12 protein-coding genes and 1 other annotated feature are annotated in these 14,889 nt (G+C 27.2%); of the genes, 6 read left to right on the forward strand and 6 right to left on the reverse strand.

Going from position 1 to position 14,889, the window contains the following annotated elements; translation table 11 throughout:
- The first annotated feature begins 41 nt into the window (after nt 1–41).
- Nucleotides 42–1,313, forward strand: coding sequence for a D-alanyl-D-alanine carboxypeptidase family protein (locus OIF33_RS04280; protein ID WP_322502985.1), 1,272 nt, complete (start codon nt 42–44; stop codon nt 1,311–1,313).
- 43 nt (nt 1,314–1,356) lie between these two features.
- On the opposite strand, the gene ppaX is transcribed toward OIF33_RS04280, so the two are convergent.
- Nucleotides 1,357–2,001, reverse strand: a complete 645-nt coding sequence (gene ppaX / locus OIF33_RS04285) for a pyrophosphatase PpaX (protein WP_322502986.1) — start codon at nt 1,999–2,001, stop codon at nt 1,357–1,359.
- 131 nt (nt 2,002–2,132) lie between these two features.
- Nucleotides 2,133–2,392: a binding site (T-box leader), on the forward strand.
- A 203-nt stretch (nt 2,393–2,595) separates the two neighbouring features.
- On the opposite strand from ppaX, the gene asnA reads away from it, so the two are divergent.
- From asnA to OIF33_RS04310, 5 genes are all read left to right on the forward strand, one after another.
- Nucleotides 2,596–3,606 (forward strand): aspartate--ammonia ligase, encoded by a 1,011-nt coding sequence (gene asnA / locus OIF33_RS04290; protein ID WP_322502987.1) that lies wholly within the window; start codon nt 2,596–2,598, stop codon nt 3,604–3,606.
- A 241-nt stretch (nt 3,607–3,847) separates the two neighbouring features.
- On the forward strand, nt 3,848–4,666 hold the full coding sequence (locus OIF33_RS04295) for a tetratricopeptide repeat protein (protein ID WP_322502988.1): 819 nt from the start codon (nt 3,848–3,850) through the stop codon (nt 4,664–4,666).
- 109 nt (nt 4,667–4,775) lie between these two features.
- Nucleotides 4,776–5,162 carry a CidA/LrgA family protein gene (locus OIF33_RS04300; RefSeq protein ID WP_322502989.1) on the forward strand — a complete coding sequence of 129 codons (387 nt, stop codon included), beginning with the start codon at nt 4,776–4,778 and terminating at the stop codon, nt 5,160–5,162.
- Nucleotides 5,146–5,856 carry an LrgB family protein gene (locus OIF33_RS04305; RefSeq protein WP_322502990.1) on the forward strand — a complete coding sequence of 237 codons (711 nt, stop codon included), beginning with the start codon at nt 5,146–5,148 and terminating at the stop codon, nt 5,854–5,856. Before OIF33_RS04300 ends, OIF33_RS04305 begins: the two co-directional genes overlap by 17 nt.
- 107 nt (nt 5,857–5,963) lie before the next feature.
- Nucleotides 5,964–6,419 carry a hypothetical protein gene (locus tag OIF33_RS04310; protein WP_322502991.1) on the forward strand — a complete coding sequence of 152 codons (456 nt, stop codon included), beginning with the start codon at nt 5,964–5,966 and terminating at the stop codon, nt 6,417–6,419.
- Nucleotides 6,420–6,753: 334 nt separating this feature from the next.
- On the opposite strand, the gene OIF33_RS04315 is transcribed toward OIF33_RS04310, so the two are convergent.
- The 5 genes from OIF33_RS04315 to OIF33_RS04335 all read right to left on the reverse strand — a co-directional run bounded on the left by OIF33_RS04315 (nt 6,754) and on the right by OIF33_RS04335 (nt 14,840).
- Nucleotides 6,754–8,916 (reverse strand): type IA DNA topoisomerase, encoded by a 2,163-nt coding sequence (locus tag OIF33_RS04315; protein WP_322502992.1) that lies wholly within the window; start codon nt 8,914–8,916, stop codon nt 6,754–6,756.
- Nucleotides 8,917–9,130: 214 nt separating this feature from the next.
- Nucleotides 9,131–10,294 (reverse strand): amidohydrolase, encoded by a 1,164-nt coding sequence (locus OIF33_RS04320; protein ID WP_322502993.1) that lies wholly within the window; start codon nt 10,292–10,294, stop codon nt 9,131–9,133.
- Between the two features lie 81 nt (nt 10,295–10,375).
- A complete protein-coding gene (locus tag OIF33_RS04325; RefSeq protein ID WP_322502994.1) occupies nt 10,376–10,873 on the reverse strand; it encodes a TspO/MBR family protein in 498 nt (165 codons plus the stop codon).
- Between the two features lie 45 nt (nt 10,874–10,918).
- Complete coding sequence (locus OIF33_RS04330; protein WP_322502995.1) at nt 10,919–12,955, reverse strand: HAMP domain-containing sensor histidine kinase; 2,037 nt, start codon at nt 12,953–12,955, stop codon at nt 10,919–10,921.
- The gene (locus OIF33_RS04335; RefSeq protein WP_322502996.1) at nt 12,945–14,840 is read right to left on the reverse strand and encodes a HAMP domain-containing sensor histidine kinase; all 1,896 of its coding nucleotides are present in this window, start codon (nt 14,838–14,840) and stop codon (nt 12,945–12,947) included. Before OIF33_RS04335 ends, OIF33_RS04330 begins: the two co-directional genes overlap by 11 nt.
- Nucleotides 14,841–14,889: the final 49 nt, after the last annotated feature.

Here is a 14,889-nt window from a genome sequence, read left to right on the forward strand (position 1 = left end):
AAAAAGTTTAATGAGACTTTAAAAATTAGGAGAGATGAAAATTGATTAAATTTAAGAAAAAGCTTTTAAGTTCACTATTAGTTGCTTTATCAGTATCATTATTTTCACCAGTAAAGACAACTGTACAAGCTGCTGAAACTCCTCAGCCTGATATAGTTGGTAAATATGCTGTCACAATTGATTACGATACTGGAGAAATTATTTATGCGAAAGGAATTGATGACAGAGCCTATCCAGCTAGTACAACAAAGGTAATGACAAGCCTTATCTTTGCTGAACATGCTACAAAGACAGATTCTTTTCCATATACTGCAGAAGCCAAAAGCCAACAACCATACACATTAAATGATAGCTTTGGTCCAATACCTGTTGGTGAGGGAATGAATGCTGATGATTTAATGAAAGCTTTACTTATGTTCTCAGCTAACGATTCAGCCTACGTAATTGCACAAGGTGTAGCTGGAAGCGCGCAAAAATTCAGTGATATGATGAATGAAGAAGTAAAAAAACTTGGGTTGAAAAATACTCATTTTGTTACTCCAAACGGATTACATAATGATGATCACTACTCAACAGCTTATGATTTAGCTGTTATTTTACAAAATGCTTATAAGAACCCTTGGGTAAGCGAAACTATGGGACTTAAAGAAAGTTCAATAACTGTAAACGGGAAAAAAGTACTTTTAGAAAATAGAAATAAAGAACTTGGTATCGACGGAAATATTGGTGGTAAAACTGGTTTTACAACTCCAGCAGGTAGATGTTTAGTATCAGTTTACGAAAGAAATGGTAGAAAAATAATAGGTACTGTTTTAGATTCTCAATATGATGCTAAGGACGAAATTGTATTTAATGATATGAAGAAAATTATTGATTATAGTTATTCTGTAGATAAAGTTCCTTACATAAAATCAGGAACAACAATAGATACTATTCCTGTTGAATACAAACTTTTCAGATGGTTTGGACCAACTAAAACAATAGATGTACCTTTTGTTGCAACTGAAAATATAGACTATTATGATAACTATGTAAATGAAAAAGAAACTTCTAAGTCAATAAACTTAAAAGGTATGAATGCTTGGCAATTAGCTTCTCATCCTGATTCAGCAGCTGTTACTGTAAAAGAAAGAGCTTACACTAAGGATTATCCTGTTAAAGCTGATATAGGTACATTTACACTTATAAAAGCTAACTTCTTAAGCTACTTAGGAATATTTGTTATAGCTGTTGTTATAGTTATATTAATATTACTTATCATAAGAGGAATAAACTTAAGAAAACGTAGAAGACGTAGAAGAAATATATTTTAATTTTAAATAAAAAAGATTTAGTCTAAGACTAAATCTTTTTTTATTATGAATTTAAATCTTTAATAAGCTTTAATATATCTAAAGGCTTGTCTACATAAAAATCCGGCTTACTTTCCTTTAATTTTTCTAGAGGTAATGCTGTGTATGTAACACCACATGTTTTAACTCCAGCATTTTTACCTGATAAAATATCATAAGGTGAATCTCCTACCATAATTGCTTCATCAGGAGTTACTCCTAAATCACTACAAGCCTTTAATACTGGCTCACTTTCTGGCTTATGTTTTTTAGTAACCTCAGGTGTTATAAAGGCATCAAAATAATCAAATATACCCATTAACTTTGCACCACGCTCTGCCATGTCTCTCTTTTTTGATGTTACCACAGCAAGTTTAATTCCATTACTCTTTAGAGTTTTTAACATTAAATCTACTCCATTAAAATCCTTACATTCATCATCATGTAATTCTAAATTTATTTTTCTATAACAATCTATCATTTCTTCTATTCTATTTTCATCATAAGCCTTAAAAGTTTCTTGTAATGGCTTACCATAATTCATGGTAATTTCTTCAACTGTTGGCTCTAAATTTAACATTGTTTTAAATGTATGTTGAAATGACTTTAATATTAACTCATTAGTATTTATCAGTGTTCCATCTAAATCAAATAGTACTGCCTTTATCATAAGAGTCTCCTTTTCTAACTTAAAAATTTGTATTATTTTCAATAATTATATCATAAAATTAAAAAAAATTTTAAAAACCCCTTCACAAATTAAGATTTATAGTATATATTAATTATTAAATAAACAAATTGTACAAAGCATTGATAGGAAGAAGTAATCCTGGGAAAGAGTTGCAGCGATTGAGGGACGGTGGAAGCCTCATACTATACCTTTGATGAAAAACATCCTTGAGCTTCTAACCGAACTTCAAAATTTATTTTGATTAGTAGACTTAGACGGGTTTCTTTCCGTTAAAAGAAGGACAGTGTTAAGATGCACTGTTATTAAGTGAGTGCTTTTGTACTAACATAGGTGGTACCGCGGAGATGATTATACAGCCTTCGTCCTATTAATATAGGATGATGGCTTTTTTTATTGTCTTCTTTTAGAAATTCAGTAAAACCACATATTGAATTTCATTCTTTTTTATACGTATAAAAACATTTTATAAATTTTAAGAACATGTTTGGGGCCAAACAAAAAGATTTATTTAAAAATAAGGTGTAGTAAAAAATCTATACATATCTACACTATTTAATTAAGGAGTTGTTTTAAATGGAAAAATTATTTATACCACAGGGCTATAAACCTTTATTATCACTTAGAGAAACTGAAGTTGCTATTAAGGAACTTAAGGACTTTTTTGAAGATTCTTTAGCGAAAAACTTAAACTTAACAAGAGTTTCTGCTCCACTTTTTGTAAATGAGTGTTCAGGATTAAATGATGACTTAAACGGAATAGAAAGACCAGTTAGCTTTGATATGAAAGCTATGCCAGAGCTTAACATACAAATAGTCCACTCTCTTGCTAAATGGAAAAGACTAGCCCTTCATAGATATGAGTTTGAACATGGTGAAGGTCTTTATACTGATATGAATGCCATAAGAAGAGATGAAGATTTAGATAACATTCACTCTATTTATGTTGACCAATGGGACTGGGAAAAAATAATAACTAAAGAAGAAAGAAATCTAGAAACTTTAAAAGAAACTGTAAAATCAATATATAAAGCTTTTAAAGATTCAGAGGATTTTATTGCCTCTAAATATCCTCATATAGAAAAAATTCTTCCTAAAGAAATTAAATTCATAACATCACAAGAGTTAGAGGATCGTTATCCAACCCTTACTGATAAAGAAAAAGAGACTGCAATATGTAAAGAATTTGGAGCAGTATTCATAATCGGAATAGGTGGAAAGCTAGCTTCTGGTAAAAAGCATGATGATAGAAGTCCAGACTACGATGATTGGACATTAAATGGAGACTTATTATTCTACTACCCTCTTTTTGATGAAGCAATAGAACTTTCATCAATGGGAATACGAGTTGATGAAGAAAGTCTTTTAAAGCAATTAGAAATTGCAGGCTGTGTGGATAGAAAAGATTTACCATTCCACAAAATGCTTCTTGAAGGAAAATTACCATACACTATTGGCGGAGGAATTGGTCAATCAAGAATTTGTATGTTCTTCCTAAGAAAAGCTCATATTGGAGAAGTTCAATCTTCTATGTGGGATGAAGATATGATAAGAAAATGTGAAGAAAACAACATACATTTATTATAATATTCTAGCATTTTTTTAAGTTAATTTATAAAATAAGTTATGTTTTGAACCAGTGTTGATTTTAGGAATATAATTTCACTATATTGAATTGCATAAGTTTAAGTTGTCAAATTAAAATTTTGACTTTCACTTAACTTAATCTTTTAAATTAACTTTAATATTTAAAAATTCAATATTATCCCTCTTACAAATATAGTATAATCTTCTTAATAAGCTAATATTTAAAAGGGGGATAATCATTATGAAAAAATCTGGTTTAAAAACCTTACTAAATGTTTTAGCAGTAATTGCTATATTTTTCTTAATGGTTAAAGTAAGCTTGCCAATGGGGAGCATCTTACTTGTATCATTTATAATATTTAAGATAACAATAAACAAACATCTAATACATATGTTTAAAGGAGCCAAACAATTAAAAGCTAATAATTTAGAAGAAGCTTTATCTTGCTATAGAAAAGCTGCTCTTTGTTCTAGCTCTAATGTAAAAGCCATAAAAACCTATGTATTCTTAGAATTAAAGACAGGTTCTTACGAGGAAGCTTTAGAAACATTAAAATCAATAATATCTAAAAGAAAATTCCTAGCAGATGCTGCCAATCAACTTGACTTACTTCAAGCAATACTTTATTGGAAACTAGGAGATATTAAAACATCTCTTCAAATTCTTGATGATTTAAAGGCAAATAATTTTAATTCTCTTGATTTCTATGAAGTTTATGGATATGTATTAATCCAAGATGAAAATTTTGAAAAAGCAATTTCAATAAGTAATGAAGGATTAAAAATTGATGATTTAAGTCAAATAATAAGAGCTAACCTTGGAGAAGTTTTTTATAAAATTGGTGATATTGAAAAAGCCTGCTTTTATTTCAACGAATTAATAGATGAATGTGCAAATTTTTCAGAACCTTATTATTTTATGGGAATTATATCAAAAGAAAAAGATGATTCTTACAAGGCTAAAGAGCTTTTAAACAAAGCTATTAAGTATGATGAGTCTATTCTAAGTAACCTATCAAAAAATGATATAGAAAACGCTTTAATAAGTATAAATCATTAATTATTGTGATATTTCATTATAGCTTAAATTTTAATTTCATTCTATAATGTATAAGGAACTTAAAAGTGGTTCCTTATATTTTTTTATTTAAAAAGGAAGTGATTATCTCGTGAAGCTTTTAAGAGAAATGCTTATTGTAGTATTTATATACTTTTTAGGAGAATTTATTTCTAAAAGTTTTATACATAGTGTGCCTGGTAATATTATAGGTATGTTAATATTATTAGTTTTACTATGTACTAAGGTTGTTAAAGTAGAAGCTATTGATTCTGTTGCTCAATTCTTCTTAGACCATTTGGCCTTCTTCTTTGTTCCTGCAGGGGTTGGACTTATGACATCCGTTGGGCTATTAGAAGGAAATATTCTTAAATTATTATTTATATGTATAGCTTCAACTTTTGTTGTAATAGGAGTTACAGGTTTAGTTGTCCAAGCTTTAATAAGAAGAAAAGAAAAAAAATTACTAGGAGATGAAGTTAATGAACAGCATTGTTAGTAACCCTTTATTCGGAATTTTATTAACTCTTTTTGCTTTCGAAATTGGTATGACCATTTATAAAAAGACTAAAATTCCAGTATTAAATCCTCTATTAATAGCGATTGCTATTGTAATTGCAGTGTTAGTTACTTTCCATATAAGCTTTGAAACTTATAATATTGGTGGTAACTTTATAAACGCATTTTTAGGACCAGCCACTGTAATTTTAGCAGTTCCATTATATAAACAGTTACAACTTCTAAAAGATCATTTTGTACCAATAATGACTGGAATCATTGTAGGAAGCTTAGCTTCTATGTGTTGTGTAGTTATAATGGGATATTTTTTAGGAATAAACCACGAGCTTATAGCTTCTTTAGTTCCAAAATCAGTTACAACTCCAATAGGTGTTGAAGTAGCTAGTGGACTTGGTGGAATACCATCAATTACAGTTATAGCTATAATAATAACTGGTATAACAGGTGCAGTTATAGCTCCTATGGTATGTAAAGTTCTTAAAATTGAGCATGAAGTTGCTATGGGTATTTCTATTGGAACCGCTGCCCATGCTGTTGGAACAACTAAAGCATTAGAAATAGGTGAAACTCATGGTGCTATGAGTTCATTATCTATAGGTGTAGCTGGATTAATAACAGTTTTCCTTGCACCACCAATATATATGCTAGCAGCATTCATATTAAAATTTGCCTAAATCCTAAACAGTGATAAAAATTCACTGTTTTTTTTATTTTTAAAGACTATATTCCTTAATTATAGAAATACTAAAAATATAAATCTATAAATTAAGGAGAATTAAAAATGAAAATATTAAAAAAGTTTTTAGGATTTTTTGCCTTAGCAGTCCTTTTAAATCCCAATACTCTAACCTTAAATGCAAGTACATTTCAAAAGGAATCTTCTTCTCAAAACAAAGAGATTCTATATGAAATCACAGCTTTCACAACAGAAAAGAATACTTTGAATCTAATAATTAATGAGCTATTCAAGGAAGATAACGCACTCTTTATAGATGCTTATTTTTTAAACACAACTGAAAGTACCACTTTCGAAAACTTAGAAAACTTTAATATCTCAGTTTATGATGCTAATGATAAAGAAGTTTTAAATAAAACCTTTAAAAGTGTTGTTATCCCTAAAGGTCTTCCCCCTCAACAGGGAAGAAAAATCTTATTCCCTATAGAAAAGGATTTTTACAATTTACAAGATAAGGACTTATCAAAATTATCTTATAAATTCACTTTTGATTATATTTAAAAACTTATAATAAAAAAATCTATAAATAGTCTAAAGAGAATTTCCGTATAAATTTTAGAATTTAAGTAATTAAGAAAAGCCTTTGCCTTAAGCCAATGAAATTTTATTAGTATTAAACACTTTTTCTTTTAATAAAAATATATTAAGTTTAAGATACAAAATCAAAAATTTGTATTTACACTTAAGTTTTCAATGGTTAGCAAAGCCTTTAAATTAATTGCTATAAAATCTTAGAAAAATATTATAATTCTCTTAAATATATTTATAGATTTTCTTTATACTCTTTTAATATTTAAATCTCTATTTATTTAATTTCCTCTATAAAGTTATTCACTTAAATAAACTCCATTCTCCATGTGAAATAACCTTTTTCCTCATCTTTTTCATATATGAAATATGCTGCAAAAGTATTTCCCTTTCTACTTTTTAGATTTCTAAACCCAACCTTTCCATTAGCTAATAGAAGTCTTACCATTTGAGGAGTAACTTGTTTTCCAAAGGAAGTTATATACTTATCATTTTTCCATATAGTATATTTACATCCATTTTTCCAGTTTACACATCCAAAGCCTTTTTCTCCTTCTACAACAGGATTTCCACAGTTAGGACAAGTTCCCAAAACCTCTACTCCTTCCGGTGCCTCAACCTTAAAATGCTTTGCCATAGAATCATCTTTCTTTATAGCATTAACACCTTCTATAGTAAAGCTTCTTATAAGTTCTAGGAAATCTTCCTTTTTAACCTTCCCTCTTTCTATATCTGAAAGGGTTTTCTCTAACCTTCCTGTGTACTCTAAGTCTAGAAGTTCCTTAACAGGGAATATTTCAACTATTGTTCTACCAAGCTCTGTACAAGTTAAACTCTTACCTTTTGTAGTAATATATCCTACGTCCTTAAGCTTTTTAATTGTCTCAGCTCTAGTAGCTGGTGTTCCTATACTAAATCCACTTAATATTGAAGCCATCATTTCTTCACTATCTTCCTCTGCATCTTCTTTAAAACTCTTACCACAAGTCTCCATAACTCTAAGTAATGTCTTTTCTGTATGCTTTTTAGGTGGTTTTTTAGTAACCTTATTTATTTTACTATCTACTAAATCAACTATTTCTTTTTCATTTACCATTGGAAGTATTGTATCTTTACTATCTATCTTTTCAACAACTCTCCATCCCTCAATAAGCTGAACTTTTCCTTTTGAAATAAATACCCCTTTAACTTCTGAATCATTTACCTTTGAAGTTATCTTAGTCTCTTCAAATTCAGCTACAGGCATAAACTGCATTAAAAATCTATTTTTTACTGCCGTATAGACTATTTTCTCATCTTGAGTTAAATTATTAGGTTTCATATATGTTGGTACTATAGCACTATGGCTTTCAACCTTTGAATTATCAAAAACTCTTTTACTTTGAACAAACTTTATTTGATTCTCATAAGGTAATCCAACCTTAAGCTTCTCAAGGACATTTCTAGTCCTATCAACTAAACTTTCTTCTAAGGCCATACTTCCTGTTCTAGGATAAGTTATAAACTTCTTTTCATATAAAGACTGAGCTACTTTTAAAACCTTATCTGAAGTCCATCCTTTATATTTACTTGTTACATATCCTTGAAGATTAGAAAGATTAAATAAGAATGGTGGATATTCTTTTTTTCTTTCTGTTTGCTTCTCAATTATCTCGGCATTCTTATCTTTTATTTTTTCTTTTATTTCATCTAGAACTTTTTTATCTTCAAACTTCTCAGAGTTATTTTCATAATAAGTTCCTTCAAATTCCTCATTTTTTGAAGTTTTAAATGTGCCATTTAACTTATAATAAGCACTTGATTTAAAGTTTTCTATTTCTTTATCTCTATCATAAATTATTTTTAAAGTAGGTAAAAGTACCCTTCCTATGTTTAATATTTGTCCGTCATTTAATTTATACTTTATGGTTGTAACAGAAGTTAAGTTTATTCCTATTATCCAATCTGCCCACTGTCTTCCTATACCAGCATCTTGTAATGATTGCATATCTTCATTAGGCTTTAACTTCTCCATTCCTTTTTTAACTTCATCCGGTGTCCATTCATTTAATAAAAGTCTATAAACAGGTTTCTTTTCCTTGAAATACAGGAAAATTTCATCTGCAATTACTTGTCCTTCTCTATCAAAGTCAGTAGCAGAAATTACTCCATCTACATCATCTCTATCTATAAGTCCTTTTATTATCTTTATTTGCTTTTCGGCACCCTTATCAATCATATTTCTATTTAAAGAATCTTGTTTTATTTTATATTTAAATACCTCTGGAATGAAAGGAAACTTTTCCATCCTCCATCCCTTCATGTTCTCATCATAATCCTTTGCATCAAATAACTGCAATAAGTGTCCAAAAGCCCATGTTATAAGATATTGTTCGCCTTCAAAATATCCATCTTTTCTTTTTTTTATGTTAAAAGCATCTGCAATATTTCTAGCAACAGATGGTTTCTCTGCAATTATTACCTTCTTCAAAGTATCACTCCTAATTATCATCCTTTTGTTCTATGAATCGTTATGTACTCCCTATTATCTATCTTTGACATATTTAAAAATTTATTTCACTCTATTGAAATAATAAACTCACAGCCTACAAGACTGTGAGTATTCATTTATCTAAAATATATTAATTCTATGCTATGGTTTAAACTAAATTCAAAACATTATTTATTATAATATAAAATGACGTTTATTCATAGTCTTTATAAACTACCTCTCCATTTATAATTGTATAAATGGTTTTTGTAGCTATTTCAAAAGGACTTCCATCTAAAATTACTAAGTCCCCATCCTTATCTTCTTTTAAGCTTCCAACTCTTTCATCTATGCCTATTATTTCAGCGGGATTTATTGTTATTGCTTCTAATGCTTCATTAAAAGTAAGTCCCTCTTTCATGGCCATGGCTGCACAAAGTGGTAAATTATCTATTGTTACTACTGGATGATCTGTAGTTATGGCAATCTTAATGCCTTTTTCAACTAATGCCTTCGGTGTTTTAAATGTTTTATTTAAAGTTTCTGCTTTTCCATTAAAACTTAAAGTTGGACCAACTATAGCATCTAGATTTTCTTTCTTAATATAATCACTTATTAATTGTCCTTCTGTACAATGATCTAAAGTCAATTTAAGATTAAACTCCTTGGCTATTCTTATAGCAGTTAAAATGTCATCTGCTCTATGTGCATGAGCTTTCATAGGTATTTCTCTATTAAGTAATGGAAGAAGAGCTTCATATTTTAAATTCTTATTGAAATCTTTATCCTCTATTTCAGCATCAATCTTTCTATTTTTATAATTAATGGCCTCTGTTAATGTTTCTCTTAATAAAGCTGCAATAGCCATTCTTGTATTAGGCATCTTATTCTTTCCTGAATAAACTCTTTTTGGATTTTCTCCAAAAGCAACCTTTATTGCCACAGGCTCTTTTATAACCATATCATCAATACATATTCCATTTGTTTTTACTGCAGCAAATTGCCCACCTATTATGTTAGCACTTCCTGGTCCAATTACAGCTGTAGTAACTCCTGCCTTTCTTGCACATTGAAATCCTCCATCAAATGGATTTATTCCATCTATAGCTCTCATTTGTGGCGTTATAGGATCACTCATTTCATTTGTTCCATTTCCAGCTCCCTTATTCCCCTCTTCATGTAATCCAAGGTGACAATGAGCCTCTATAAAACCTGGAAAAACAAATAATCCATGGGCATCAATAACCTCTTCATCCTCTATGTATTGACTTAAATCTTCCGCAATTTTATCTATTTTTCCATCCCTAATTAAAATATCACCCTTCTCATACACTTTACTTTGTTCACAGGTAAATATCTTTCCATTTCTAATTAACATCTTTTCTCCCCCTTTTATTTATTAATTATAGCACTAAATAATTAATCCCTCTTATTCTATAAAAATAAAAGGGATTTTTAATTACATTTCATTTAGCATCCATATGAAAAAATTCAATACTCCAGCAAAAGAAACCCATATTATATAAGGAATCATTAAAATTCCTGCTATTTTATCAAATTTAAAAAACTTAATTGTGGTTATAACTATAAATATTAATAGTATTATAAGTTCTATAAATGCTAATCCGTATAGTTTAAAGTAAAAAAATACTATGCTCCATGCAAAATTTAATAGGAGTTGTACAATATAAAACCAAAGTGCAGCCTTTGTCTTTTCTCCTTGTTTATGCCTTAAATATATTCTGTAAGCTGCGATTCCCATAAGTATATATAAAATAGTCCATACTATTGGGAATACCTCTGATGAAGGAGCAAACCATGGTTTATTGAGGTTATCGTATATTTCTGTACTTCCTTTTATAAACCTTCCAATAACAAATCCGCCACCTAGTGTTATTAATAAACTTATTATGATATCTCCTAAATTGAATTTTCCATTGACCTTAAAGATATTCACATATATCACCTCTCAGGTAATTATATGTGTTTCTTCTGATATATATTATATGTATATATCAGAAAATTCAATTTCAGCTTTTTCCATTAAATTATAGTAATTATTATTAAATACATGTTCTATTCTTTCAGTTTCCTTAAATAAATCTACATCATAAAAATACAATTTAAATCTATTACCATAATCTCCATGTATTTCTACCCTTAAATCTCCTCCTTGCATTTTCATTAAAGACTTACTTATATAAAGTCCTAATCCACTGCCTTCTTGAGTTCTATTTAAAGCTTTATTATTTTTTGTAAATTTGTCAAATATATATTTTTGCTCATCATAGCTTATAGCAATTCCATCATTTTCTATCATTATTACAAGGTCTTTCTCTTCAAAATATATCTTTACATATATATTTCCATTTACTTCTCCATACTTAACTGAATTAGACAATATATTTAATATTATTCTTTCTAAAAACTCTCTATCAATAGCTACAAATATTTCTTCAAAATCTGGATCAAAAATAAAATTAATTTTTTTCTTTTTTATATACTCTGCGGATGCATCTAATATATTTTCAACAACATCAACTATATTAAGAACCATAACATTAGCTTCTATCTGCCCTTCTGATATCTTATTAGCATCAATAAAATTATTTATTGTTCTTATAAGTCTTAAACAATTCTGTTTAATTACTAAGTTATTTCTTTCTATAGATTCAATATTTTGCTTTTCTATATTTAAATTATTTAGTTGAAGAGCTGAATTTATTACATTTATAGGAGTCCTTAATTCATGACATATATTAGTAAAGAATTCTCCCTTTATATTTTCTTCCTCTAATTTTTCTGTTAAATATTTATTTATTCTTAAAATATTATTTTTCTTCGTAACATCATTTATAATTATAAATTCATAATTATCTCCAAAAGGTATTTTATAAACTTCTCCATTAGAATATCCACCATTAATATTCTTAAAAATTATTTCTTTGTGCGAATCTATACTACTCTTTTCTTTTGAATAAACTTGCTTTTTTAATATTCTTTTCTTTAAAACTTCCATACTTTCAGATAAAATAAATTCTCTATCACTAATTCCTAAAAAATTCAATGCTTCATTATTTAAATAGAACAGTTTCTCTTCTTTAAAAATAAAGATATAATCTCCAATTATAGAAACTATTTTATTAAATAATCGTTCTTCTCTACCTAGAAGCCTCTCTAACTCTTTTAGTTCATCTATTTTCTTCTGTAAATACCTTTTATTCTTTTTATATTCTTCTCTTTTTAAGATCATTATTTTATTAATATCATTAAAATTCTTATTTAATGAGAATCTTATTATTCCTTCTACTAAAATATAAAAGGCTGAAAAATCTAATATTTGACTAAAAAAAACATCTAATATACTTGTATTTTTGATATCATCAAGATTATTTAAAAGTATAATATTACCTACTGAAAATAACAAAATATATCCAATTAAGTAATAAAAAAATTTATCAGATGTATTACCTTCATCCATAAAAATCATTATAAGTAATACTACAAATAAAAGAACAACAAATATAAACATAAAATTATTTATATTTACCTCCTTAAGAATAGCTCTCATTAATTTTACGTTATTTGCTATAATTACATAAATAATATTAAAAACAATATTTGATATTAATAAAATAATATTTAATTTTTTAAAGTCTATATTCTTTTTCTTACCTAGAATTATTACAAGCGTAACAAAGTATTGAAGTAGTACACTTATTACTTTATAAATTACCATGCTATCCGTTACGTATGCTTCTGCTTTAGTAATCAAATAAAAGAATTTCGGTATAGTGAACCAATAAATTCCTATATTAACAAAGTAAATTAAATTATTTTTATTATTTATCCTACTACTTATTCCTATTAGTAATGTAGTGCCTAACATTACAACTGTAGCTAAATCTAGAAATTTATAAAATGAGATATATTTTTCTGTTCCTCTAAACAATAATGCTGATATTATTATTATTATATATATTAACCTTAAGATATAATATTGTAACTTAGGATTTTCATATTCTACTTTATATTCCACATTCTTTCTCCCTATTAAATTCCAATCTTATATTTGTTCCTGTATCCTTAATTGAATTTATCTTTATAATTCCATTTTGTAATTCAACTAAGTTCTTAACAATATATAGCCCAATACCTGTGCTTTTGTTTTTCAAACCCTTTTTATTCTTATTTCCCTTGCTATATCTTAAGAAAGCTCTTTCTAAGAACTCCTTATCCATGCCTTCCCCTGTATCTGTAAAGCTAATAACAACTTTATTTTTGCTTGCTTTAATCTCTACTCCAATTCCACCTTCAATTGTATGCTTTATTGAATTTGAAATTAAGTTTAAAACTATTCTCTGAATAAACTCTTGATCACACTTAACATACACTTCTTCTTCATTAGTATCGAAAATATATGTTAATTTTTTTTCCTTGATATATTCAGATAAATTCCCAATTGAATCTTCAATCAAAGTTACTATATTATAAATTTTTAAATTTGGTTTCAAATAATCATAATTAATTTTCGATGAATCGATTAAATTGTTCGCTAATCTCATCAAGGTTATGCAATTTTCTTTATTAACTTGATTATAATAATCAACTTTTTTAATATTCTTCTCAATATAAAACTTTTCCTGTACCTGAGCTGACGAATATATAACATTTATAGGAGTTTTTAAATCATGAGAAATACTTGATAAAAAATCATTTTTTATTTGTTCCTCTAAAGTCCTTTTCCTTAAATTATCTTTTATCTTTTCTGAACATTTTAATTCAGTTATATTTTTTAATGCTATTATTAAATAATCCTCTTTGTCCATTAAAACTTCTAATTCCCAAAATACTTCTACTCCACAAACCACAAGTGAAGCTTCTCCTTTTCTTGTTAACAGAAGCTCTTCTTTATTCCTAACATTTATTATTTTAAATAAATTTTTATTTATAATCTCTCTTTTATTTTTTAACTTTAATTCATGTAATAATTTTTTGTTTACTGTAAAAATTCTATAATTACTACTCTTCAAAATTACCATAGACATAGGTATACTATCTAAAAAATTCTTAAAATAACTTTCCATATCCCTTACTTTCTTCTTAAATTCTTTAAACTCATTATTACTTTCTTCCATACGCTTATTTAATATTTCAAGCTTTTGATTTTTATCAATTACATCCCTATGTAAAGTCTCATAGGGCTTTCTAATCATCATATCTGAAATCCAAACATATACAATAAAATATACTAATATTTTCAATATATCATTTAATAAAATCAAAAATTCTAAACTAAATCTATAAGTCAAAAAATCTAATATTATTAATAAGAAGTTTGTTAAAACTAATAGCTTTAAATGATTTAATAAATTATTTTCGTAGAGCTTAAAATCTCTCAAAACATATAAAATCATTGAAAGTAATACTATGGATATACTCCAAAAAATATACATATTATTAAAAAATATACTAATGAAAGCAATACTAGCTAAAAAATAAATTATTTTCTTAGTTTTTGATTCTATATTTTTTACATATGTTATAACTAGAAAACAATATATACTTTCTAAAATAACACATACAGAAACACTTTTTAACTTAGTATATTCCAGTATTTCATACTCTCTAAAAGATATTATTAAATATATTAATGTATTAAACTTTGATAAAGCAATAATCAATAAGTAAATACTTATTAACTTAAAAATCTTCTTATTAGAAAATTTAAACACTGTTGTAGCAATAAACGTTGTAGCAAACATCAATATAGTTTCAATAATTGTAGATATATCAATAGCAGCATATGGATTAAAAATATATAATGTACATAAAAGAAATATTATTCCAATAAAAATATTAATTAAACTACGTACTTTACTCAAATTTAAATACATATAATCATTTCCCATACATTCCAACATCTTCACTCCCTCTTAAAAATAATCATACAAATATACATTATCATAAAAA

The sequence above is a fragment of the Clostridium sp. LIBA-8841 genome (assembly GCF_034439435.1).
Classification (GTDB): domain Bacteria; phylum Bacillota; class Clostridia; order Clostridiales; family Clostridiaceae; genus Sarcina.